The organism is Citrobacter sp. Colony219 (genome assembly GCF_019382635.1).
Classification (GTDB): domain Bacteria; phylum Pseudomonadota; class Gammaproteobacteria; order Enterobacterales; family Enterobacteriaceae; genus Citrobacter; species Citrobacter youngae.
On record NZ_CP080033.1, the window covers coordinates 1,459,254 to 1,483,020 of the forward strand.

27 protein-coding genes are annotated in these 23,767 nt (G+C 52.4%); 12 read left to right on the forward strand and 15 right to left on the reverse strand.

All coding sequences use genetic code 11. The features are described 5' to 3' along the window. Positions 1-76: 76 nt before the first annotated feature. Both JTI85_RS06200 and JTI85_RS06205 read left to right on the forward strand, forming a co-directional pair. Complete coding sequence (locus JTI85_RS06200; protein ID WP_115643782.1) at positions 77-442, forward strand: VOC family protein; 366 nt, start codon at positions 77-79, stop codon at positions 440-442. A gap of 23 nt (positions 443-465) precedes the next feature. Next, positions 466-1,158, forward strand: a complete 693-nt coding sequence (locus JTI85_RS06205) for a YafY family protein (protein WP_121584290.1) — start codon at positions 466-468, stop codon at positions 1,156-1,158. A 45-nt stretch (positions 1,159-1,203) separates the two neighbouring features. On the opposite strand, the gene JTI85_RS06210 is transcribed toward JTI85_RS06205, so the two are convergent. Further along, the gene (locus JTI85_RS06210) at positions 1,204-2,067 is read right to left on the reverse strand and encodes a nucleoside-specific channel-forming protein Tsx (RefSeq protein ID WP_003021561.1); all 864 of its coding nucleotides are present in this window, start codon (positions 2,065-2,067) and stop codon (positions 1,204-1,206) included. A gap of 422 nt (positions 2,068-2,489) precedes the next feature. Further along, a complete protein-coding gene (locus JTI85_RS06215; RefSeq protein WP_048212439.1) occupies positions 2,490-3,029 on the reverse strand; it encodes a DUF3251 domain-containing protein in 540 nt (179 codons plus the stop codon). A gap of 154 nt (positions 3,030-3,183) precedes the next feature. Between JTI85_RS06215 and nrdR the strand changes: the two genes are divergently transcribed. The 6 genes from nrdR to pgpA all read left to right on the forward strand — a co-directional run bounded on the left by nrdR (position 3,184) and on the right by pgpA (position 7,291). Continuing rightward, positions 3,184-3,633, forward strand: coding sequence for a transcriptional regulator NrdR (gene nrdR / locus JTI85_RS06220; RefSeq protein ID WP_016152032.1), 450 nt, complete (start codon positions 3,184-3,186; stop codon positions 3,631-3,633). 3 nt (positions 3,634-3,636) lie between these two features. Then, positions 3,637-4,740, forward strand: a complete 1,104-nt coding sequence (gene ribD, locus JTI85_RS06225) for a bifunctional diaminohydroxyphosphoribosylaminopyrimidine deaminase/5-amino-6-(5-phosphoribosylamino)uracil reductase RibD (RefSeq protein ID WP_003021573.1) — start codon at positions 3,637-3,639, stop codon at positions 4,738-4,740. A 90-nt stretch (positions 4,741-4,830) separates the two neighbouring features. After that, positions 4,831-5,301, forward strand: a complete 471-nt coding sequence (gene ribE, locus JTI85_RS06230) for a 6,7-dimethyl-8-ribityllumazine synthase (protein WP_003021575.1) — start codon at positions 4,831-4,833, stop codon at positions 5,299-5,301. A gap of 19 nt (positions 5,302-5,320) precedes the next feature. Continuing rightward, entirely contained in the window at positions 5,321-5,740 is a 420-nt protein-coding gene (gene nusB / locus JTI85_RS06235; protein WP_000801129.1) for a transcription antitermination factor NusB, read from the forward strand. Positions 5,741-5,817: 77 nt separating this feature from the next. Next, the gene (thiL, locus tag JTI85_RS06240; RefSeq protein ID WP_048212437.1) at positions 5,818-6,795 is read left to right on the forward strand and encodes a thiamine-phosphate kinase; all 978 of its coding nucleotides are present in this window, start codon (positions 5,818-5,820) and stop codon (positions 6,793-6,795) included. Continuing rightward, entirely contained in the window at positions 6,773-7,291 is a 519-nt protein-coding gene (gene pgpA / locus JTI85_RS06245) for a phosphatidylglycerophosphatase A (RefSeq protein WP_003021578.1), read from the forward strand. The genes thiL and pgpA overlap by 23 nt, the downstream gene beginning before the upstream one ends. 91 nt (positions 7,292-7,382) lie before the next feature. Here the strand turns inward: pgpA and yajO are convergent, their stop codons facing one another. The 4 genes from yajO to xseB are packed head-to-tail and all read right to left on the reverse strand — an operon-like array spanning position 7,383 to position 11,443. Further along, the gene (yajO, locus tag JTI85_RS06250; RefSeq protein WP_061067420.1) at positions 7,383-8,357 is read right to left on the reverse strand and encodes a 1-deoxyxylulose-5-phosphate synthase YajO; all 975 of its coding nucleotides are present in this window, start codon (positions 8,355-8,357) and stop codon (positions 7,383-7,385) included. Between the two features lie 56 nt (positions 8,358-8,413). Next, the gene (gene dxs / locus JTI85_RS06255) at positions 8,414-10,276 is read right to left on the reverse strand and encodes a 1-deoxy-D-xylulose-5-phosphate synthase (protein WP_219352273.1); all 1,863 of its coding nucleotides are present in this window, start codon (positions 10,274-10,276) and stop codon (positions 8,414-8,416) included. A 24-nt stretch (positions 10,277-10,300) separates the two neighbouring features. Next, positions 10,301-11,200, reverse strand: a complete 900-nt coding sequence (gene ispA, locus JTI85_RS06260) for a (2E,6E)-farnesyl diphosphate synthase (protein WP_048212434.1) — start codon at positions 11,198-11,200, stop codon at positions 10,301-10,303. Further along, the gene (gene xseB / locus JTI85_RS06265; RefSeq protein ID WP_038638224.1) at positions 11,201-11,443 is read right to left on the reverse strand and encodes an exodeoxyribonuclease VII small subunit; all 243 of its coding nucleotides are present in this window, start codon (positions 11,441-11,443) and stop codon (positions 11,201-11,203) included. It abuts the gene before it with no gap. A 208-nt stretch (positions 11,444-11,651) separates the two neighbouring features. On the opposite strand from xseB, the gene thiI reads away from it, so the two are divergent. After that, on the forward strand, positions 11,652-13,100 hold the full coding sequence (gene thiI, locus JTI85_RS06270; protein ID WP_005125147.1) for a tRNA uracil 4-sulfurtransferase ThiI: 1,449 nt from the start codon (positions 11,652-11,654) through the stop codon (positions 13,098-13,100). A gap of 65 nt (positions 13,101-13,165) precedes the next feature. Here thiI and JTI85_RS06275 read toward each other — a convergent pair whose 3' ends face one another. From JTI85_RS06275 to panE, 3 genes are read right to left on the reverse strand one after another with little or no spacing between them, the layout of a single operon-like run. Next, complete coding sequence (locus JTI85_RS06275; protein ID WP_219352274.1) at positions 13,166-14,248, reverse strand: hypothetical protein; 1,083 nt, start codon at positions 14,246-14,248, stop codon at positions 13,166-13,168. Positions 14,249-14,280: 32 nt separating this feature from the next. After that, entirely contained in the window at positions 14,281-14,871 is a 591-nt protein-coding gene (gene yajL / locus JTI85_RS06280) for a protein deglycase YajL (protein WP_003847587.1), read from the reverse strand. Continuing rightward, a complete protein-coding gene (gene panE, locus JTI85_RS06285) occupies positions 14,834-15,745 on the reverse strand; it encodes a 2-dehydropantoate 2-reductase (RefSeq protein WP_003021593.1) in 912 nt (303 codons plus the stop codon). The genes yajL and panE overlap by 38 nt, the downstream gene beginning before the upstream one ends. A gap of 174 nt (positions 15,746-15,919) precedes the next feature. Here panE and JTI85_RS06290 point away from each other — a divergent pair, with 174 nt between their 5' ends. Next, complete coding sequence (locus tag JTI85_RS06290) at positions 15,920-16,411, forward strand: YajQ family cyclic di-GMP-binding protein (protein ID WP_003831002.1); 492 nt, start codon at positions 15,920-15,922, stop codon at positions 16,409-16,411. A gap of 80 nt (positions 16,412-16,491) precedes the next feature. Here JTI85_RS06290 and JTI85_RS06295 read toward each other — a convergent pair whose 3' ends face one another. Next, positions 16,492-17,856: an MFS transporter gene (locus JTI85_RS06295; protein ID WP_199984871.1), complete on the reverse strand. Its 1,365-nt coding sequence runs from the start codon at positions 17,854-17,856 to the stop codon at positions 16,492-16,494. Between the two features lie 235 nt (positions 17,857-18,091). Here JTI85_RS06295 and JTI85_RS06300 point away from each other — a divergent pair, with 235 nt between their 5' ends. Continuing rightward, positions 18,092-18,466, forward strand: coding sequence for a DUF1493 family protein (locus JTI85_RS06300; protein ID WP_219352276.1), 375 nt, complete (start codon positions 18,092-18,094; stop codon positions 18,464-18,466). A 63-nt stretch (positions 18,467-18,529) separates the two neighbouring features. Here JTI85_RS06300 and cyoE read toward each other — a convergent pair whose 3' ends face one another. The 5 genes from cyoE to cyoA are packed head-to-tail and all read right to left on the reverse strand — an operon-like array spanning position 18,530 to position 23,324. Then, positions 18,530-19,420 carry a heme o synthase gene (cyoE, locus tag JTI85_RS06305; RefSeq protein WP_003835956.1) on the reverse strand — a complete coding sequence of 297 codons (891 nt, stop codon included), beginning with the start codon at positions 19,418-19,420 and terminating at the stop codon, positions 18,530-18,532. An 11-nt stretch (positions 19,421-19,431) separates the two neighbouring features. After that, positions 19,432-19,761: a cytochrome o ubiquinol oxidase subunit IV gene (locus JTI85_RS06310; protein ID WP_003021607.1), complete on the reverse strand. Its 330-nt coding sequence runs from the start codon at positions 19,759-19,761 to the stop codon at positions 19,432-19,434. Beyond that, positions 19,761-20,375 (reverse strand): cytochrome o ubiquinol oxidase subunit III, encoded by a 615-nt coding sequence (locus JTI85_RS06315; protein ID WP_003021608.1) that lies wholly within the window; start codon positions 20,373-20,375, stop codon positions 19,761-19,763. Before JTI85_RS06315 ends, JTI85_RS06310 begins: the two co-directional genes overlap by 1 nt. Then, entirely contained in the window at positions 20,365-22,356 is a 1,992-nt protein-coding gene (gene cyoB / locus JTI85_RS06320) for a cytochrome o ubiquinol oxidase subunit I (RefSeq protein WP_003021610.1), read from the reverse strand. Before cyoB ends, JTI85_RS06315 begins: the two co-directional genes overlap by 11 nt. An 11-nt stretch (positions 22,357-22,367) precedes the next feature. Further along, positions 22,368-23,324, reverse strand: coding sequence for a cytochrome o ubiquinol oxidase subunit II (gene cyoA / locus JTI85_RS06325; RefSeq protein WP_061067426.1), 957 nt, complete (start codon positions 23,322-23,324; stop codon positions 22,368-22,370). A 253-nt stretch (positions 23,325-23,577) separates the two neighbouring features. Between cyoA and JTI85_RS06330 the strand changes: the two genes are divergently transcribed. Next, positions 23,578-23,767: hypothetical protein (locus JTI85_RS06330; RefSeq protein ID WP_219352604.1), on the forward strand; the 190-nt coding region annotated here is incomplete at its 3' end.

Below are 23,767 nucleotides of genomic sequence, written 5' to 3' on the forward strand. Positions count from 1 at the left end.
AACACTACTGACAGTATGCTGTCAGTAGCACTGTCTTATAGTCCTTCTGACACCACCCACACAGGCAGGAGGAAGTATGAACAACGTCATTAACTGGTTTGAAATCCCCGTGGCACAAATGGATCGCGCCATTGCTTTTTATGAACCCGTGATGCAGGTTTCTTTGCGTCGGGAGAATATGGACTGCGCTGAGCTCGCCGTATTTCCGCATCAGGATCCCGCTCCTGGCGGTGCACTGGCTAAATTTGACGGTATTACGCCTTCAGCGCAGGGCGCTATTATTTACCTGCATACGGACGATTTGGCTGCAACGCTTGAACGCGTCGCCATCGCTGGCGGCCAGTGCGTGTTTGGCCCGCTTGAACTGGGGCAAGACATTGGCACGATTGCGCTGTTTACTGACAGCGAAGGCAATCGCGTTGGTTTACATCAACCCGCGTAATTTTTTCAGGACTGACGATTAATATGACCAGACGCGCCGACCGCTTGTTTCAGATTGTACAAATCCTGCGTGGCAGGCGAGTGACAACGGCGGCGCTGCTGGCAGAACGTCTGGAGGTGTCTGAACGGACGATTTATCGCGATATCCGCGATCTCTCTTTATCCGGCGTGCCCATTGAAGGCGAAGTGGGTAGTGGATACCGCTTAATGGCGGGGTTTGATCTGCCGCCGTTGATGCTAACCCAGCACGAATCAGAAGCGTTGATGGTAGCGATTCGGTTGCTGAAAACATGGGGCGGGGATTCACTCTCACAGGCGCTGGAATCAGCACAGGAAAAAGTGTTGGCGATATTGCCGCCAGAGAGTCGGCGCAGAGCCGAGCAAACGCGGATTTTCGCACCTGATTTTGGTAATCAGCCGCATTCACGCAGTGCGTTCGATCTCATTCATCGCGCGGTTTCGGCGCAGCAGGCGCTGGCGCTGCATTATCGCGATGAGTCCGGGAATCTCTCCTGGCGCGACGTTCAGCCGCTGGGATTATTTTTCTGGGGCGAGCACTGGCTGCTCGTTGCCTGGTGTGAAAAACGTGACGATTATCGCTGTTTTCGCGTTGATCGTTGTCTGAAGATCACGCCGCTTAACAGGTATTTTCGCGAATCAGCGGATCGATCGCTAAGTGACTTTTTACGTAAAGTACGCTGTGAAGACCGGCCATAAAAAAGCCAGCGGTTAAGCTGGCTTGTCTGCGATAGATTGGCTGGATTAGAAGTTGTAACCCACAACCAGGTAACCACCCCAACCGGTAGATTTCGCGCTGAAATCGCCTTCGCCCCAGTTCAGAGTGTCGCCACCTTTCCACTGGCCGCCGTTGTGGAAGTAACGCGCCACTACGGAGTAGTGCCAGTGATCGTAGTTCAGCGCCAGAACGTGGCTGGAAGCGATAGAGTTGCTGGTGCGGTTCGGATCGTCACCCAAATCTGAGCCCCAGTCGAAGTTGGTGAAGCCGATGTAGGTCAACTGGCCGCCCCATACCTGGGTGATCGGCACAAAGTATTTCACTTTGAAACGGTAGCCATCCCACTCGTTTTCGTTGGATGCGCCATAGTTCTGCCACTGGTATTTAGCATACACGTTCAGAGACAGACCCATCGGCAGACCGGTATCGATATCGGTACCCAGACCCATATACCAGGTGCTCTGGCGGCTGGCTTTGTTATCACCCATATCGTAGATGTAGTTGTTGGCGAAATACCATTCTTTGAACGGACCGAAGCTCAGGTCAGCGCCGGTCAGCTTGTCGATGGAGAAACGCGGTTCGATTTCCATAAACAGCGGGGAACCGTCAGACCAGATACCTTTATCGTTGCCGTTACCCCAGTCGAAGGTTTTAGGAATATCGATGTAGCCATAGAAGTCAAACCAGTCTTTTTTGGCAAACGCTTCATATTCCAGATATACGTCGTTGTTCAGTTTCGGGGAGAAACGGGTGTGGTAGCTACCCACCACGTTGACGCTCTGGTGCCACCAGTCGGACAGATATTGCGGTTTGTCATTTTCTGCCGCGTTGGCAGTAAAAGACGAGGAGAGCGCCAGCACTGCACCGGCTGCAAGTAATGTTTTTTTCATATGTATGCCACTGTTTGAAATCCCTTTCGGGATAGAAAAATGCGCAATTTGCGTTTCTATACACTTCATCCTTCAAGCCGCCTCTTTGTTGGCTGCCTTTGCTCACCCCCGTCACTTACTGATGTAAGCTCCAGGGATTCACGCAGTTGCCGCCTTGATGCGTCTTGCATGATTTTGTGTAGAAATATTTCGTGTTTCTTCGGTGCCTATTATAAAAATCATTGTTCACAAAAATATGTTTTGTTTCACAGTTCTATCATTTGCGTAATCGATTGCGTTCACGTTTGCGTACTTTAGGCGGCGAATTGTACTGGCTCCGGTGAATGTTGCCAAGTTTTACCGGAAATATCGCTTATGTCAGAGGAGTAACAAAATGGGCGGGAGTGATGTTGCGGAACGCACAAAAACGTTCCGCAAAAAGTTTATTGACTAACAGGTTGGATGTCGTGGATGCGAACAAAACCTAACTGATCTGGAGACAGTCCGTTTAACTGCAATGGAATGTCTACATCACTGGGGGCAAGAATACTTGCCGGGGCGTTGACCAACTGGTTGTGAACGTTCACTTCCTGATAGTTGTCCGTGGTGCCCTGAATTTGCCCGTATTCGACGGTGGCGCTAAAGGCGGGTAAAGGCGTGTTGGATTCACCCTGAATCCGCAGCGTCAGGCGCGTACCGTCGGCGTTCGGCGCAATATTTATCAGCGACATACGTAACGTGCCTATCTGGCTGTCCAGTCGGGCAGGGGTTTTGGAACCTGGCAGCAGATAGACGCCGCTGGTTGATTTTGCGTTCAACATATTTTGTTGAGTAATTTTTACCGTTTCCTGATTTAGCTGCGTCATCTCTTTATTCAACGTGCTAACACTTTGATGCATCTGGCGTACTTCGCTTTGCTGTGCGCAGGCGCTTAGGCTAAAGAGACTTCCCACCAGGAGAATTCTTAGGTAACGTCTTGTCATTGTGATTACTTCCTTTATTGTCGCGATAGCATAATGGTAGTGCGCACTGAGCGCGAAGGCATCGATCCTTTGTCTCAAAAGCGTTGCGCCTTTGTTGTCACGCCAGTTCAGGGTAAAATAGATTCCGGTCAACCACTGAGGTACAGGACGCCGTATGCATTGCCCATTCTGTTTCGCCGTAGACACTAAGGTAATTGACTCTCGTCTTGTCGGCGAGGGCTCCTCAGTTCGCCGCCGTCGGCAGTGTCTGGTCTGTAACGAACGTTTCACCACTTTTGAAGTGGCTGAACTAGTCATGCCGCGCGTTGTGAAAAGCAACGATGTGCGTGAACCCTTTAATGAAGATAAGCTGCGCAGCGGCATGCTCAGAGCGCTTGAGAAACGTCCGGTCAGCTCTGATGACGTCGAAATGGCGTTGAACCATATCAAATCACAACTGCGTGCAACTGGCGAGCGTGAGGTGCCGAGCAAGATGATTGGCAACCTGGTGATGGAGCAGTTGAAAAAACTCGATAAAGTCGCCTACATCCGCTTTGCTTCGGTTTACCGGAGTTTCGAAGATATCAAAGAATTTGGCGAGGAGATTGCTCGCCTACAGGACTAAGCCATGCAGGATGAATTATACATGGCGCGCGCGCTGAAGCTTGCTGCGCGCGGACGTTTTACCACTCACCCCAATCCCAACGTGGGCTGCGTGATTGTTAAAGATGGGGAGATCGTCGGTGAAGGGTATCATCACCGCGCGGGCGAACCACATGCCGAAGTCCATGCCCTGCGGATGGCGGGAGAAAAAGCACAAGGTGCAACCGCCTATGTCACGCTTGAACCTTGTAGCCATCATGGCCGTACGCCGCCGTGCTGCGATGCGTTGATTGCCGCAGGCGTGTCACGTGTGGTTGCCGCGATGCAGGATCCTAATCCGCAGGTCGCAGGACGTGGGCTCTACCGTTTGCAGCAGGCGGGCATCGACGTCAGCCACGGGCTGATGATGAGCGAAGTTGAGCAATTGAATAAAGGCTTTCTCAAGCGCATGCGTACGGGATTCCCGTATCTGCAGCTTAAGCTTGGCGCGTCGCTTGATGGCCGTACAGCGATGGCCAGCGGTGAAAGCCAGTGGATTACCTCACCACAGGCGCGCCGCGATGTGCAACGCTTGCGCGCGCAAAGCCATGCCATTTTAACCAGCAGTGCTACGGTGCTGGCAGACGACCCTCAGCTTACCGTGCGTTGGTCGGAGCTTGGGGAATCAACTCAGGCGAGTTACCCGCAGGAAGAGCTGCGCCAGCCAATCCGCATTGTTCTGGATAGCCAGAATCAGGTCACGCCGGAGCACCGTATTGTGCAACAGCCTGGAGAAACCTGGATTGTCCGGACTGAAGACGACCCTCGTAGCTGGCCGGAGACGGTTCGTAGCCTGAAGGTGCCGGAACATAACGGGCATCTGGATCTGGTGGTGCTGATGATGCAACTGGGCAAACAGCAAATTAACAGTATTTGGGTTGAAGCAGGCCCAACGCTCGCGGGAGCATTATTACAGGCCGGTTTGGTCGATGAGCTAATCGTGTATGTTGCGCCTAAACTGTTAGGCAGCGATGCGCGAGGATTATGTGTGCTTCCAGGCCTTGAGAAACTGGCTGACGCACCCCATTTCAAATTCAATGAGATACGCCAGGTGGGCCCGGACGTTTGCCTGCATTTAACGACTGCGTGAGGCTTTCTGATTTAGAGGAAGCAGCGCACAGAATATTATGATAAAATCCGCCCCCCTTACGGGGCTATAAATCGAACCCGAAGGAAGAATATGAACATTATTGAAGCTAACGTTGCTACCCCGGACGCTCGCGTCGCCATCACCATTGCGCGTTTCAACAACTTTATCAATGACAGCCTGCTGGAAGGTGCGATCGACGCCCTGAAACGTATTGGTCAGGTTAAAGATGAAAACATTACCGTTGTTTGGGTTCCAGGTGCCTATGAGCTGCCGCTGGCGGCTGACGCTCTGGCGAAAACCGGTAAATACGACGCGGTGATTGCGCTCGGTACGGTGATCCGTGGCGGTACCGCGCACTTCGAATATGTGGCTGGCGGTGCAAGCAATGGCCTGGCGCATGTCGCTCAGGACAGCGGCATTCCGGTAGCCTTCGGTGTTCTGACCACCGAAAGTATTGAACAAGCCATCGAACGTGCTGGCACTAAAGCCGGCAACAAAGGCGCAGAAGCTGCACTGACTGCGCTTGAAATGATTAATGTATTGAAAGCCATCAAGGCCTGATTTTTGTAAGGGGAAATCCGTGAAACCTGCTGCTCGTCGCCGCGCCCGTGAGTGTGCCGTCCAGGCGCTCTACTCCTGGCAGTTGTCCCAGAACGACATCGCTGATGTTGAATACCAGTTCCTGGCGGAACAGGACGTAAAAGATGTCGACGTTCTGTATTTCCGTGAACTGCTGTCCGGGGTGGCGACTAACAGCGCGTACCTGGATGGCTTAATGAAGCCTTACCTGTCTCGCCTGTTGGAAGAGCTGGGTCAGGTAGAAAAAGCCGTGCTGCGTATTGCGCTGTTTGAACTGTCTAAACGTAGCGATGTGCCATACAAAGTGGCCATCAACGAAGCGATTGAACTGGCGAAAACCTTCGGCGCTGAAGACAGCCACAAATTCGTCAACGGCGTACTGGATAAAGCAGCACCTGTGATTCGCCCCAACAAAAAGTAATTCCGAGGCCGGTCGGATGGTGGAACATGTTTCCGCTATCCCCGGCTTTTTCTTTTTTTTCTGCTGAGGCATAACGTATGGCATGCGGCGAATTTTCCCTGATTGCCCGTTATTTTGACCGCGTAAGAACCTCTCGTCTTGATGTCGAAACCGGTATTGGTGACGATTGCGCACTTCTGAACATCCCTGAAAAACAGACGCTGGCGATCAGTACCGATACGCTGGTAGCTGGTAACCACTTCCTCCCTGACATTGATCCGACCGATCTCGCCTGGAAAGCGCTGGCGGTGAATTTGAGCGATCTGGCGGCGATGGGGGCGGACCCTGCATGGCTGACGCTGGCGCTCACGTTACCTGACGTCGATGAAGCCTGGCTTGAAGCCTTCAGCGATGGCCTGTTTGAACTGCTGAATTACTATGATATGCAGCTGATTGGCGGTGACACCACGCGTGGACCACTGTCGATGACGCTGGGTATCCATGGCTACGTCCCTGTAGGACGGGCTTTAAAACGCTCCGGAGCGAAACCGGGAGACTGGATTTATGTGACCGGTACGCCGGGCGACAGCGCTGCGGGGCTGGCGATTTTACAGAATCGGTTGCAGGTTGGAGATGCAAAAGACGCGGACTATCTGCTTAAACGTCATCTGCGGCCAACGCCGCGCATCCTGCAGGGACAAGCCCTGCGCGATCTGGCGAGCGCCGCTATCGATATTTCCGACGGCCTGATCTCCGATCTGGGGCATATCGTTAATGCCAGCGGCTGCGGCGCGCGGGTTAACGTTGATGCGCTGCCTTACTCTCCGGCATTTGCCCAACACGTGGAATCGGAACAGGCGCTGCGCTGGGCGCTCTCGGGTGGTGAAGATTATGAGTTATGCTTTACCGTACCGGAAATTAACCGTGGCGCGCTGGACGTGGCGCTGGGGAATCTCGGCGCAGCGTTTACCTGTATCGGGCAGATGAGCGCGGATGTGGAAGGCATTCACTTTACGCGCGACGGAAAACCCGTCACGTTCGACTGGAAAGGATATGACCATTTTGCCGCGCCTTAAAAAAGATGTCGCCAAAAGTCGCCTGAGTATGCGCAACCCGTGGCACTTGTTGGCCACCGGTTTTGGCAGCGGACTGAGTCCAATTGTTCCTGGCACCATGGGATCGCTGGCGGCGATCCCATTTTGGTATTTAATGACGTTTCTGCCGTGGCAGCTGTATTCGCTGGTGGTCATGTTGTCTATCTGTATTGGCGTTTATCTGTGCCATCAAACGGCGAAAGATATGGGCGTGCACGATCACGGCAGCATTGTCTGGGACGAGTTTGTCGGGATGTGGATAACCCTGATGGCGCTACCAACCAACGACTGGCAGTGGGTTGCCGCGGGTTTTGTGATTTTCCGTATCCTGGATATGTGGAAGCCGTGGCCGATCCGCTGGTTTGATCGCAACGTGCATGGCGGTACAGGGATCATGATCGATGATATTGTCGCCGGGATACTTTCTGCCGGAATTTTGTATTTTATCGGTCATCACTGGCCGGTAGGTATTATTTAACCCTTTTGGGGGCTGTTGTAGGCCGGATAAGCGTCGCGCCATCGCCGGATGCGCTATGCTTATCCGGCCTACAATTAGCAATCGCCAATGCTTATTTAAATCCCACCACCGGATGCTGTTTGTACGGCGTTTCCAGCTCGGCTACCTGCTCTGGTTTCAGCGTTAAATCCACCGCATTAAGCAACTCATCCAGCTGTTCCTCACGCGACGTACCGATAATCGGCGCGGCCACACCGGGTTTACTCAGTAGCCAGGCCAGCGCAACCTGTGCACGCGTGACGCCTAATTCTTCACTGATACCGGCCAGCCGTGCGGCAATTTGCGCATCGTTTTCATCGCTCTCGTTGTACAAATTTTTACCGACTTCATCAGAAACCAGACGTGCCGTCGTTTCTCCCCACGGGCGCGTCAGGCGACCACGCGCCAGCGGACTCCATGGGATCACCGCCACACCTTCCTGATAGCAAAGCGGCAGCATTTCACGTTCTTCTTCGCGATAAATCAGGTTGTAGTGATCCTGCATGCTAACGAACTGTGCCCAGCCGTGTTGTTTCTGCAGGGCCAGTGCCTGAGCAAACTGCGAAGCGTGCATGGATGAGGCACCGATATAGCGCGCTTTACCTGCTTTCACTACGTCGTTTAGAGCCTCCAGGGTTTCTTCAATAGGTGTGTTGTAATCCCAGCGGTGAATTTGCAGGATGTCGACATAGTCCATACCCAGACGTCTGAGGCTGTCGTCGATTGAGCGCAGGATTTGTGCGCGGGATAATCCTTCCGGCAGGTCGTCAACCTGATGAAAAACCTTGGTGGCGACCACGACATCTTCACGGCGTGCGAAATCACGCAGCGCGCGGCCAACAATCTCTTCGCTGCTGCCAGCGGAGTAGCTGTTGGCGGTATCGAAAAAGTTAATGCCGCCTTCAAGGGCGTGTTTGATTATCGGGCGGCTGCTTTCTTCCGGTAGCGTCCAGGCGTGATTGCCGCGATTGGGTTCGCCAAACGTCATGCAGCCCAGACAAAGGCGGGAGACCCGAAGGTCTGTTTTTCCTAAGGTGTTGTATTGCATAAATTCGCTCCTGCTTAGCGTGTTATTCATTAAGCATAGCAGGAGCGAGGGGGGGATTATGCCAGCCAGGCCTTGATTTTGGCCTCAATTCCGGTGGCATTCAGGCCCAGTTCGGCGCGAGCCTCGTCCTGAGTTCCCTGGGGAATGAAGAAATCAGGCAGGCCAATATTCAGTACCGGAACTGGCTTACGATGTGCCATCAGTACTTCGTTTACGCCGCTGCCAGCACCGCCCATAATGGCGTTCTCTTCAATGGTGACCAGCACGTCGTGTTGGGCGGCCATTTCCAGGATCAACGTTTCATCCAGCGGTTTCACAAAGCGCATATCGACCAGCGTGGCGTTCATCGACTCTGCGACCTGAGCGGCTTCCGGCATCAGGGTACCGAAGTTGAGAATTGCCAGTTTCTCACCGTGACGCTTGACGATACCTTTACCGATAGGCAGTTGTTCCAGCGGGGTCAACTCTACGCCCACCGCGTTACCGCGTGGGTAGCGCACGACCGTTGGACCGTCGTTGTAGTGATAGCCGGTGAACAGCATTTGGCGGCATTCGTTTTCATCACTCGGGGTCATGATGACCATTTCCGGGATGCAGCGCAGGAAGGAGAGATCGAACGCTCCCTGGTGGGTTTGCCCATCTGCGCCCACAATACCCGCCCGGTCGACAGCGAACAGGACCGGCAGTTTCTGAATGGCGACATCATGCAGCACCTGATCGTACGCGCGTTGCAGAAAAGTAGAGTAAATCGCCACGACCGGCTTATAGCCGCCAATCGCCAGACCGGCAGCAAACGTCACCGCGTGCTGCTCGGCAATCGCCACATCGAAGTAGCGGTCCGGGAATTTACGGGAAAACTCCACCATGCCGGAGCCTTCGCGCATTGCCGGGGTGATCGCCATCAGCTTATTGTCTTTCGCCGCGGTTTCGCACAGCCAGTCACCGAAGATTTTTGAATAGCTCGGCAGGCCGCCGCTGCTTTTCGGCAGGCATCCGCTGGACGGATCGAATTTGGGTACCGCGTGGAAGGTGATTGGATCTTTTTCTGCCGGCTCGTAGCCACGACCTTTTTTGGTCATGATGTGCAGGAACTGCGGGCCTTTCAGATCGCGCATGTTCTTCAGTGTGGTGATAAGCCCCAGCACGTCGTGACCGTCCACCGGACCGATATAGTTAAAGCCCAGTTCTTCAAACAGCGTGCCCGGCACGACCATGCCTTTAATGTGTTCTTCGGTACGTTTGAGCAGCTCTTTAATCGGCGGTACGCCGGAGAACACTTTCTTCCCGCCTTCGCGCAGCGAGGAGTAAAGTTTGCCGGAGAGCAATTGCGCCAGGTGGTTGTTCAGCGCACCGACATTTTCTGAGATCGACATTTCGTTGTCGTTCAGAATAACCAACATGTCGGGTTTAATATCACCCGCGTGGTTCATCGCTTCAAACGCCATGCCAGCAGTGATGGCGCCATCGCCAATCACGCAGACGGTACGACGTTCTTTGCCTTCTTTCTCAGCGGCAACCGCAATACCGATACCTGCGCTAATGGAGGTTGAAGAGTGCCCAACGCTCAGTACGTCATACTCGCTCTCACCGCGCCACGGGAACGGATGCAAACCGCCTTTCTGACGAATGGTACCGATTTTATCGCGGCGTCCGGTCAGAATTTTGTGCGGGTAAGCCTGATGTCCTACATCCCAGATTAACTGGTCAAACGGGGTATTGTAGACATAGTGCAGCGCGACGGTGAGTTCCACCGTGCCCAGACCAGAGGCGAAGTGCCCGCTGGAACGGCTTACGCTGTCGAGCAAATAGCGGCGCAGTTCGTCGCAAAGCTTTGGCAGGCTCTCTTTTGGCAGCAGACGTAACTCCTGGGTGGAGTCGACCAGCGCCAGGGTCGGGTATTTGGCTATATCAAAACTCATCGCAAGCTCATGGGATATGTTGGTTTATTTATCACGCTGGATTATGTAGTCCGCTAGCGCTTCCAGTGCCGAGGTATCGAGTGACTGTGCGGCCAGCAGATTCAGCGACTGGCGGGCATCTTCGATTAAATCCCGGGCTTTATTCCGGGCTTGCTCAAGACCCAGAAGTGCAGGATAGGTACTTTTGCCAAGCTGCTGGTCAGCACCCTGACGTTTACCCAATGTTGCAGTATCGCCTACCACATCCAGGATGTCATCCTGAACCTGGAAGGCCAGACCGATGCTTTCTGCGTATTTGTCGAGTATTGCCAGGCATTCTCGCCCTTTATCGCCTGCGCTCAATGCACCCAGACGTACGGCGGCGCGAATCAATGCCCCGGTTTTGTGGCGGTGAATACGCTCCAGAGCATCCAGCTCAACCTGATGGCCTTCGGCTGCCAGATCCAGCGCCTGGCCGCCGCACATACCGGCGATACCGCTGGCCTGAGCCAGTTCAGAGATCATCGCGATGCGGTCACGGTCAGACACTTCCGGCATCGGGGCGTCGCTGATAATAGAGAATGCCAGCGTTTGCAGCGCATCACCGGCCAGAATCGCATTCGCTTCGCCAAACTTGACGTGGCAGGTCGGCAGACCGCGACGCAGATCATCGTCGTCCATCGCGGGTAAATCGTCGTGCATCAGTGAATAGGCATGGATGCACTCGACGGCGGCAGCGGGAGCATCAAGCGTACTCAGGCTGACGCCAAACATCTGGCCGGTCGCGTACACCAGGAACGGGCGCAGACGTTTACCGCCTAATAATGCGCCATATTGCATGGTTTCGACCACGGGAGTGTTCTGAAAGGGCAGTGGCGCGATAAAACGGCTCAGTGCCTGGTTGGCCTGCTCAACGCAAGCCTGTAGCTGCTGCGTAAAATCCATTTACTCATTATCCGGTGTAAAAGGCGTAAGGGCGGCGTCTTCAGTATCTGACAGCAGGATTTGCACGCGCTGTTCAGCCTGTTGCAATTTAACCTGTCCCTGACGCGCCAACTGTACGCCGCGTTCGAATTCGTTCAGCGCTTCTTCCAGCGGCAGGTCGCCGCTTTCCAGGCGGGTAACAATCTGTTCCAGCTCGCTCAGCGCTGTTTCAAAACTGGCTGGCGCTTCATTTTTCTTCGGCATAATGAATGTCTGACTCTCTGTATTGGCAGCACAAGACTATGGTAACGGACTCGCACTGATAAGCAAATAACGCGCAATGGTAAGGCGATGTGCACAGGATGACCATGATGGTGGTATACTTGCGCGCCTGGATGCAGCCGCAGGGTATGGGCTGCTGTATTTTTTCCCATTACAAGTCATTCAGACTTGCCAAAGAACCATTGCCGCCATGAAGTTTATCATTAAATTGTTCCCAGAAATCACCATCAAAAGCCAATCTGTGCGTTTGCGCTTTATAAAAATTCTGACAGGGAACATTCGTAACGTTTTAAAGCACTATGATGAAGACCTTGCCGTTGTCCGCCACTGGGATCACGTTGAGGTTCGCGCGAAAGATGAAAGCCAGCGCCTGGACATTCGCGACGCGCTGACCCGTATTCCGGGGATCCACCACATTCTCGAAGTAGAAGACGTGCCGTTTACCGATATGCACGATATTTTCGAGAAAGCGCTGGTACAGTATCGCGACCAACTGGAAGGTAAAACCTTCTGCGTACGCGTTAAGCGTCGTGGTAAGCATGAGTTTAGCTCCATTGAGGTGGAACGTTATGTTGGCGGTGGACTGAACCAGCATATTGAATCCGCGCGCGTGAAGCTGACGAAGCCGGACGTGACGGTTAATCTTGAAATCGAAAACGACCGCCTGCTGCTGGTTAAAGGCCGCTATGAAGGTATCGGCGGTTTCCCAATTGGGACGCAGGAAGACGTACTGTCGCTGATCTCCGGTGGTTTCGACTCCGGCGTGTCCAGCTACATGCTGATGCGTCGTGGCTGCCGCGTGCACTACTGCTTCTTTAACCTTGGCGGGGCAGCGCATGAAATCGGCGTTCGTCAGGTGGCGCATTATCTGTGGAACCGTTTTGGTAGTTCGCATCGCGTGCGTTTTGTTGCTATCAACTTTGAACCGGTGGTCGGTGAGATCCTGGAGAAAGTCGACGACGGTCAGATGGGTGTGGTTCTCAAGCGTATGATGGTTCGCGCGGCGTCGAAAGTCGCTGAGCGCTACGGCGTACAGGCGCTGGTCACCGGTGAAGCGCTGGGCCAGGTGTCGAGCCAGACGCTGACCAACCTGCGTTTGATCGATAACGTATCAGACACTCTGATCCTGCGCCCACTTATCTCCCATGATAAAGAGCACATCATCAATCTGGCGCGTGAAATTGGCACCGAGGATTTTGCTCGTACCATGCCGGAATACTGCGGTGTAATTTCAAAAAGCCCGACGGTGAAAGCGATCAAAGCGAAGATTGAGGCCGAAGAAGAAAACTTCGATTTCTCTATCCTCGATAAAGTGGTTGAAGAAGCGAACAATATCGATATTCGCGATATTGCCCAGCAGACGCAGCAAACCGTGGTAGAAGTGGAAACCGTGAGCGGTTTCGGCCCGAACGATGTGATTCTGGATATCCGTTCTGTGGATGAACAGGATGATAAACCGCTGAAGGTTGACGGCGTGGACGTCGTTTCTCTGCCGTTCTACAAGCTGAGCACTAAATTCGGCGATTTGGACCAGAGTAAAACCTGGCTGCTGTGGTGTGAACGCGGGGTGATGAGCCGTCTGCAGGCGCTTTATCTGCGCGAGCAGGGCTTTGAAAACGTGAAGGTGTATCGCCCGTAATTGAGTAAACACCGTGTTGTAGGCCGGATAAGGCGGTTGCGCCGCCATCCGGCAATGCAACGATATTATTCAAAACGCACAGGAAGCGTCTTCCCGTTCGATTCCCAGACGCCCTGATAAACTCCGTCTTTTAACTCCAGCGTTATCTTCTCTTGCGCTTGTTCAGCAGCAGATGTCTTCAGTTCATAATGTTGATTGTCGGCTGTGTCGCATTTGCCGGTTAATTCAATCGGTGCGCCAAATTTCTGGTAAAAGTAAGCCCCTTCAAAGAAATCACCGTATTTGCAGTCCACCTTCAACACAATACGCATGCTTTTTCCCAGCGTGCCGTACATGACTTTGCCGTCAATGCCGGGCGCTGGCGAAACCGGTGTTGTACTCTTTGCGCCAGTCAGATACTGGCCGTACGGCGTGAGCCGATTTTGCAGTTCCGCGGTTGGGATTTTCGTGGTGAAATCACCCAACTCGTCGAGTGCGCGGCTGGCGTGGTTGCTACAGCGTCCGTTCAGGAAGACCAGATGGTCTTTTTGCAGGGAGAATTTGTCGATGTAATACAACCCGTCGGTGTAGGTTGCGCATGATGCGTAGAATTCGGCATAGTCAAAGTCTTCGCCTTTCTCTTCTTTTATTTGTTCTGGTGTTTGCGATTTATGCGCATCAACAAAGGTGTCGATTTGGCCACGGATATCTTTTCTGATGCGAGTATTTAATTCGTCCATCGTAGAACGGGAAAAGAGGTCGTTGAGGGTAATTGCCGCGCCGTTGGCTAAATCGAAGCTGAGCGGTACATTGTACGATTCGCAATACGCTCCGCAGCCTTCGACAAACATATTCATGGTCAGGATTTTTTCGTCGCGAAATTCAACCGTGTAGTTAAGGTTTGCGGTGGGATTCATGGCTGATTTCGCAAACTGGTTTACTGTGGCCTGCGGAGTATTACCCGGTAGCTGATTGATAAAGGTTGCGAAAATATAATCGTTAATACGTTTCGCAACCTTGGGGTTATCCGTCGAGGAAAACCATGGTACGCGATATTGCATTTCAGTGCTTCCGGGATAGCGATACTCAATACTCTTTATGTCGAGTTGCGTCGCTGTGGCATAACCGGAAAGGAGCAATAAAGCCACTCCACTCAGATATCCTTTCATTATGATTCCTTATAAGGGAGTGGCCTGAAGATTTACTCGTAGTAGTTATAGATTCCCGCTGCCATCACCAGTTGTGATGCAACTTCGTAAGCCTTTTCACGACTGACCAGAAGATCAATGATTTTCAAACCGAAATCGATTGAGGTTCCCGGTCCCTGGCTGGTTAACAGGTTAACGCGCGGATCCCACACGACGCGCTTGTCCTGCCATTGATCAGCGGGGATTTGGTCTTTCAGCGCCGGGAAACCGGTCATGTTGCCGATGGGAAAAATGTCGTGCGGGACGAGGACGGTCGCGGCAGCGGCGCAGATTGCCGCGACAATGCGCCCGGAGCGATGAAACTGCTTCACGGTTTCGACCAGCAGGGGACTGTCGCGAAAACACTCGGCGCCTTTAATACCGCCTGGCAGTACGATAATGTCGAAATCGCCGTCAGCAACTTCGACTAATGGCGCATCCGCCAGCAGTTTCACACCGCGCGAGCACACGATCGTCAGGTTGCCATCGCTGGCGACGCTGGCGGTTGTGACCTTAATTCCGCCGCGAACCAGTAGATCGATAGTAGTAACCGCTTCGGTTTCTTCACTACCAGGGGCGAGACATACCAGTGCTTGAGCGCTCATACTCACTTTCCTTTCTTTTAACCATTTCAAACAGGCGGGCATTTTCCGGAACGGCGATGCCGTGCGCGCGTGCGCGTTTTAACAAATAACCGGTAATGTAGTCGATCTCGGTATGACGCATGGCGCGAATGTCCTGCAGCATAGATGAGATATTTTCCGCCGTACTGTCAATCACTTGCTCGACATAATAGCGTAAATCATCCGCTGATGTGTGGTGGCCTTCGCGTTCGATCACCGCTGCCACTTCCTCGCAGATGAGCGCTATTTTTTCCGGATGATGGCGTAACTCACCGTTTGGGCAATCCCATAATGCGGTCAGCGGGTTAATGACGCAGTTGACGGCCAGCTTGCGCCACAGCTCGGCGCGAATGGTGTTATGCCAGGCGACGTCCGGCAGCACCTCTTGCAGGGTTTCAGCCAGATAGCTGAAATCGCCGTCTTGCTCACGCGCCGGCCCAATACGCGTTGTTCCCTGAGCGACATGAATGATGACGTTCCCGTCACGGCGTGCCGCGTGAGTGGTGGTGCCCATCAGCAGGGGTTGTTTAATGTTATGTAACTCTTCAATCGTCCCCATGCCGTTGTGAATAAGCAGAATGGGCGTGGTTTCAGGCAGAATTGCAGACAGGCCTTTTACCGCATCAGAAACCTGCCAGGCCTTCAGGGTGACCAGCAGCAGGTCGCTTTTTGCCAAAAAGTCGGGGTCATTTGCCGTCAGGGATTCATTAAAAACTGAGCCATCCGTGTCGATCAGGTTTACACTGCAGTAGGGTTGCGGTACGCGCAGCCACCCTTGCACCTCATGTCCATGTTTGCACAGCGCTGTAAGCCATAGCTGCCCTAACGCTCCACATCCCAGTACGGTAATTTTCATTCTTCCTCCTCACCTGCAACAGCACCAGGTGTTAATCCATATCGACCGCACCCCATTATTGTTCGCAGATGTCACTACCACGTACAATGAAAGGATACAGCCTAGTATAGCGCTGTCTGTTGAGTAACTTTGCAGGTATTATGCTTCGCATCAAAAATGAAGGGAGAGGAAAAGATGCCATCTTTCGATATTGTCTCTGAAGTTGATCTTCAGGAAGCCCGTAACGCGGTGGATAACGCCAGCCGTGAAGTCGAGTCACGCTTTGATTTTCGTGGCGTTGAAGCCACTTTTGAGCTGAATGAGTCAAATAAGACGATTAAGGTGCTGAGCGAGTCTGATTTTCAGGTTAATCAGCTGCTGGATATTTTGCGTGCCAAGCTGCTGAAACGCGGTATTGAAGGCACGTCGCTGGACGTACCAGAGACCTTCGTGCACAGTGGTAAAACCTGGTTTGTTGAAGCTAAGCTGAAGCAGGGCATTGAAAGCGCGGTGCAAAAGAAAATCGTTAAGCTGATCAAAGACAGCAAGCTGAAGGTGCAGGCGCAGATTCAGGGCGAAGAAATTCGTGTGACCGGTAAGGCGCGTGACGATCTGCAATCCGTCATGGCGCTGGTTCGCGGTGGCGATCTCGGCCAGCCGTTCCAGTTTAAAAACTTCCGCGATTAAGTCGTAATGCCTGATCCGGCCTACAGGTCGCACACGCTATTTGTAGGCCGGATAAGACGTTAGTCGCCATCCGGCACTCTTCACGCCTGGCTTATCGCTTGCTCAACCTCGAATCGATTGGTCACTTTGCTGTCGATTTTCACGTAGGCCGAATGCTCTTTCGCCACAATTAACACTTCGCTTATTCCTTCTTTTGCCAACAGGCGCTGCTTCAACGTGTCATCCGCGGCAATTTCAGGTGGGATTTCCACGCGCAGGCTGCTGACGTACGGCGGTTCTTTCATTGTGCTTGCCACCAACAGCCACACTGCTGCCAGCAGCGCGCCAGCCAGGAATACCGCCTGACCATCAAAAATTTCGACCACCCAACCGCCGAGCGAACCGCCAATCGCCACGCCAAGAAACTGGCTGGTGGAGTAAACGCCCATCGCCGTGCCTTTGTAACCCGCAGGTGATTCTTTGCTGATAAGCGAGGGGAGGAGGGCTTCCATCAGGTTGAAGGCGAGGAAGAAAATCTGCACGCCCGCAATCAGGCCCCAGAAACGCACGTTAGCGCTCCACAATACAATCTCTGCAATAAGGATTAGTAACACGCAGGCGAGGAACACGCGTTTCATCTTGCGCTTCACTTCGGCGTAAATGATGAACGGCACCACGGAAACAAAGGACAGCAGCATCGTCACCAGATAAACTTTCCAGTGTTCTGCGGCGGGGAAACCGGCTTTCGCCAGTTGTCCTGGTAACGCGACGAAAGTGGACATCAGCAAAATGTGCAGGCACATGATGCCGAAATTGAGCTTCAGCAGTTTGGGCTCCGCCAGCACTTTGCTGAAGCTATCTTTTACCATGCCCGATTCACGGTTTAGTACGTGGCTGGTGCTATTGGGAACGACCCAAATGGTCAGCACGATACCCGTGGTAGCAAGGGCGGCGATCATCCAGAACAGCGCGTGTAACCCCAGCGCATGGGTAACGATTGGCCCCAGCACCATCGCAATGGCAAAGGTGATACCAAAGCTGACGCCGATAAACGCCATCGCTTTGGTGCGGTTTTGCTCGCGGGTTAAGTCGGAAAGCAGCGCCATCACGGCGGCGGCAATCGCCCCGGAACCTTGCAAAGCCCGGCCTAGAATAATTCCCCAGATTGAATCGGAAAGGGCGGCAATCACGCTGCCGAGAACGAATACCGCTAGCCCACCGACGATAAGCGGCTTACGGCCGATGCGGTCAGAGAGCAGACCAAAGGGGATCTGGAAGACGGCTTGCGCCAGGCCATAAATGCCGATGGCAAGGCCTATCAGCGCTTCGCTGGCGCCCTGTAGCGCCATGCCGTATGTGGTCAGAACTGGCAGAACCATAAACATGCCAAGCATGCGCAACGAGAATACGGTCCCTAAACCCCAGGTGGCGCGCAACTCACCGGGCGTCATTTTGTAATCGTTCATTCCCACCTCTGTATTAATTTCGCGCCTAGTGTAAAGGGGGGAAGGAATGGGGTAAACCTCTACGATATGTGGAATTGTGTAGCACGGAAACTTAAATAGTTACAATTGCAACTAATTTACTTGCGATAATTACAAGTGTAGTCTTTTTGTGGTTATTTCTAATGGAAAGAGGGAAAAGGAAAATGGTATTTCGCGATAAATATAACCAATTGCTTCCTATGGATGACTGTTTCCGATGGATATCATTCTAATGAGTATTCAAGACGATGTGTTAACACTTTTCAGGGAAGAAATACCTGGGTATTTGGATGAAAACTGGAAAGAGGTTCCTTTAGAACTCGATTCAGATTTGTTTGATGCCCCCGGTGATGATCTCTACTGGGCTCTGGATCGATATGAGAAAGAGTTCAAAGTCGATTTATCATGTGTGAACTGGAAACCTTACTATCCATGGCACAATCTACCGCTATTCACGAGATGGTTCAAAGCTAACCGGGAAGAAGTGGAAGCAACGCGCATACCGTTAACCGTAAGGATGTTTGCTGAGGCGGCTGAAGCGGGGAAATGGCTGTTTGAGGTCTGGGATGATAAACAAAAAGACGAGACCTAATGCTCTCCAAACTGCATAATAATAAAAAAGGGTGCCGAAGCACCCTTTTTGTATCAGCAGATTTTACCAGACGTAAGTCAGCAGGTTCTGCGAGTTTGGCACCATAAAGTCGACGGACATCATCACGGAAAGCGCGGTAATGGCGATGATGGAGAAGCCGAACAGCTTGCGCGCCCAGACTTTGTCATCTTCCACTTTATAACCGCGCAGCGCCATGCCCAACCACCAGACGCTCACCGCCGCAGCAACAATCAGGTATTTATAACCTGCATAGCCGCCCAGGGTTAGCATCAGCGTGGCGATAGCAAATGCGATGATATACAGCGTGATATGGTTTTTCGCGACTGAAATACCTTTTACCACTGGCAGTACCGGGATGTTGGCAGCCTGATAATCCTTAAAGCGGAAAATCGCAATCGCGTAAGAGTGCGGCATCTGCCACAGGCTGAAAATAGCCAGCAGAATCAGCGCACCGCTATCGAACTCACCGGTTACGGCGCAGTAGCCAATCACCGGCGGCGCAGCGCCGGAGAGTGAGCCAATCAGCGTGCCATAAACGGAATGGCGCTTCATGTACAGGCTATAGACGCCCACATAGACCACGAAGCCCATTACCCCCAGCCAGCAGGCCAGAGGGTTCGCGCCAAACCACAGCAGCATAAAACCAGCAATACCCAGCAGGGTGGCGTACACCAGTGAGACCGCAGGGGAAATCAGACCTTTAACCAGCACGCGGTTTTTGGTCCTCTCCATCTTCCTGTCGATATCCCTGTCGATGTAGTTGTTAAATACACAACCCGACGCCACAACCAGTGACACCCCAACCAGCGTGTAGATAAACAGGGGATAATCAATGCTGCCTTTCGAGGCCAGCAGGAACCCCCCAATCACCGAGATCAGGTTGCCAAAGATGATGCCTGGTTTCGTTACTTGCAGGTATTGCTTAAACATCATAATCGCCGCTCTTAGTGCATCATCATGTTGTAGTTAAGGTTCCACATAATCCAGATGGAGCCCACAACCAGGATGGCGATGATTAGCACAGTAAAGACAAAGGCCGTCATGTTCCAACCTTCATCAGATTTGCTATTCATGTGCAGGAAGCACACCAGGTGCACCAGAATCTGTACCACTGCCATTGCCAGAATAGTTCCCAGAATGACGGCCGGAGAGGCAGAACCTGTCATCACCATCCAGAACGGAATGACCGTCAGGATGATAGACAGGATAAAACCTGTCATGTAGGTTTTTACGCTGCCATGGGATGCGCCGCCGCTCTCGTTAGCATGACTCATTACATCGCCCCCATCAGATAAACAACAGTGAACACACAGATCCATACCACATCCAGGAAGTGCCAGAACAGGCTCAGGCACATGATGCGGGTACGGTTAGTACTGGTCAGGCCGCGACGAGCGACTTGCACCATCAGCACTGCCATCCAGATAAGACCGGAGGTGACGTGCAGACCGTGCGTGCCGACCAGCGCGAAGAACGCAGACAGGAAACCGCTGCGATCCGGGCCCATGCCGTTAACAATCAGGTGATGGAATTCATAGAGTTCCATCCCGATGAATCCGGCACCGAACAAGAAGGTCAATGCCAGCCAGGAGATAACCTGGCTCTTGTTGTTCTTGTACATGGCAATCGCTGCCATGCCGTAAGTAATGGAGCTGAATAACAACAGGAATGTTTCAACCAGAACGAACGGCAGTTCAAAAATGTCCTTACCTGTCGGGCCACCTGCGGTGCCGTTCACCAGAACGGCATAGGTTGCAAACAGAATAGAGAACAGAATGCAGTCGCTCATCAGGTAGATCCAGAATCCGAAGATCTTGGTCTGGCCTGCATCGTGGTGCCCGTGTTCGTGCGCGTGGGCAGTCGCGTGCGTTAAAGTATCAGTTGCCATTTTTCAGCCCTGCCTTAGTAATCTCATCGAAATGCTGGTTTTCCAGTTTTTCGACTTCCGGGACCGGCACGTAGTAATCCACGTCTTCATCAAAGCTTTTCACAATCCAGCTGATGATCATGCCTGCGAAGCTTGCAATCGCCAGCCACCAGATATGCCAGATCATGGCGAAACCAAACAGTGTTGCGAAGGCGGTAATGACGATACCGGCACCGCTGTTCTTCGGCATATGAATTTCTTCATAGTGCGCAGGCTGCTTGTACGCTTCACCTTTTTCTTTCATTTCCCAGAAGGCATCACGCTCGTGAACGTGCGGCACAACGGCAAAGTTATAGAACGGAGGCGGGGAAGAGGTTGCCCACTCCAGCGTACGACCACCCCATGGGTCACCGGTCAGGTCACGGTTCTGCTCGCGGTCGCGAATAGAAACGTAGATCTGAATCAGCTGGCACAGGATACCCAGTGCTATCAGCGCGGCGCCGCAGGCGGCAACGACCAGCATTGGATGGAACTGAGGGTCAATCTGCTGGCTGAGGCGACGGGTCATACCCATGAAGCCCAGCACGTACAGCGGCATAAATGCCACGAAGAAGCCGATGATCCAGAACCAGAATGCGCGTTTACCCCAGGTTTCGTTCAGCGTGAAGCCAAACGCTTTTGGCCACCAGTAGGTCATACCTGCGAAGCAGCCAAATACGACGCCGCCGATGATAACGTTATGGAAGTGCGCAATCAGGAACAGACTGTTGTGCAGTACGAAGTCTGCACCCGGAACCGCCAACAGTACGCCGGTCATGCCGCCGACTGAGAAGGTCACGATAAAGCCAATCGTCCACAGCATTGCTGAGTGGAATACGATACGGCCCTGATACATGGTGAACAGCCAGTTGAAGATCTTCACCCCGGTCGGGATGGCGATAATCATGGTGGTAATACCGAAGAAGGCGTTTACGTTAGCGCCTGCACCCATGGTGAAGAAGTGGTGCAGCCAAACAACGAACGACAGAACGGTGATACACACGGTTGCCCACACCAGCGAGGTGTAACCAAACAGACGTTTACGTGAGAAGGTTGCCGCGATTTCGGAGAACACCCCGAAGACCGGCAGAACCAGAATGTACACTTCCGGATGGCCCCAGGCCCAAATCAGGTTGATGTACATCATCATGTTGCCGCCCATATCGTTGGTAAAGAAATGGGTACCCAGATAGCGATCCAGGGTCAGCAACGCGACGGTAACCGTCAGGATTGGGAAAGAAGCGATAATCAGGATGTTCGCGCACAGAGACGCCCAGCTGAATACCGGCATCTTGAACATGGTCATTCCTGGCGCACGCATCTTAATGATGGTCACAAAGAAGTTGATACCGGTCAGGGTTGTACCAATACCGGACAACTGGACTGCCCATATCCAATAATCGACCCCGACGCTTGGACTGTACTCTATTCCCGAAAGTGGTGGATACGCCAGCCAACCGGTCTGCGCGAATTCACCCACGCCCAGAGACAGGTTAACCAGGATTACGCCGACAACGGTGAACCAGAAGCTCAGGTTGTTCAGGAACGGGAATGCAACGTCACGTGCACCGATCTGCAGTGGAACCACCAGGTTCATCAGACCGATAACAAATGGCATTGCCACGAAGAAGATCATAATCACGCCGTGAGCCGTGAAGATCTGGTCGTAGTGGTGAGGAGGCAGGAAGCCCGCTTCACCTGCAGAAGCCAGCGCTTGCTGACTACGCATCATGATGGCGTCGGCAAAGCCACGAATCAACATGACGATTGCGACGATGACATACATGATGCCAAGGCGTTTGTGGTCAACCGAAGTCAGCCACTCTTTCCACAGGTAGGTCCACTTACCGAAGTAAGTGATTAGGCCCAGTAAGGCCGCACCACCGATGATAATGGCAGCGATCGTAACCATGACAATGGGTTCATGGAACGGCACTGCATCCAGCGTCAATTTTCCGAACATCGTATTCTTCCTCAACCCCTTGAGTTGGCGGATTCCGCGTGGCTCATGTCCATGCCTTCCATACCTTCGTGTGCGTTGTGCTCACCTTCGGGTTGGGTCATGTCCATGCTCTTACCGTGAGCCATAAATTTGTTAATAACGTCTTTAAACAAATCAGGTTTCACGTTGGAGAAGTATTCCACCTGGTTGTATTCACTTGGCACAGCCACTTTCTCGAACGCAGCCATGTCGCTCATGGTGTTCGTGGACTGTTTAGCTTTAGCAACCCATTGGTCGAATTCGGCGCGGTCCTTTGTTGCGATAGCCTTGAACTTCATACCGGAGAAGCCTGGTCCGCTGTAGCTTGCGGAGATACCATCATAAGTACCGACTTCGTTGGCGATCAGATGCAGTCGAGTCTGCATACCGGCCATGGCATAAATCTGGCTACCCAGACGCGGGATAAAGAAGGAGTTCATCACGGAGTTGGATGTCACTTTGAACTCAACCGGAGTATTCGCCGGGAAGGCGATTTCATTCACGGTAGCGATACCCTGTTCCGGATAGATGAAGAACCATTTCCAGTCCATGGAAACCACTTCGATGGTAATGGGCTTCTCGTCATGCGCCAGCGGTTTGCTTGGCTCAAGAGCGTGAGTGGTTTTCCAGGTCAATACGGCAAGGAAAATGATGATTAAGATAGGCACCGTCCAGACCACAGCTTCCACTTTATTGGAGTGTGACCAGTTCGGGCTGTACTTCGCATCTTTATTGCTTGCACGGTACTTCCAGGCAAAACCAACAGCCATCAAGATGGCAGGAATAACGACAATCAACATCAGGCCAAATGCCGTCAGTATCAGTGAACGTTGTTCCAGTCCAATCTGTCCTTTAGGGTCAAGCAGCGCAGAATTACAGCCACTGAGTAACGCAGTGCCTGCAATTAATGACAACCATCCCAAACTTTTATTGTATTTCCTGAGTCTCATTTAACGACCTCAATTCCACGGGACCGGGTGGCGTTTAAAGTGTGAGGGCATTTTACGGGAAGGTTACATTACTGTAAACATCCTTGGATCTGTGTTACTGGGTTCTGCCGTGCATGTCACATATGTTGCAATATATGTCGCCTCGGCTTTAAGAACCTGTTGCAACATCACGTTATAACGAAAGCGGGCGAGCAGGGGAGGTGTTGAGGGCAATTGGTATAACCAATACGAAAATAAAACAATTGTTTAACAATTGATTATCAATAAAAAGACAAATGATGAACAAAAAATAAATCTGATTTGGCTGAATCGAGTAAGGAAAATAGAATTTATAAAAGGAGTCAATAATTTCCAAATTCTATGGCGCACAAAACAACAAATATTATTTTTATCAATTGTTGTTTATTTAGCCGTTATAATTACGCAGGGTGATTACAACGGCT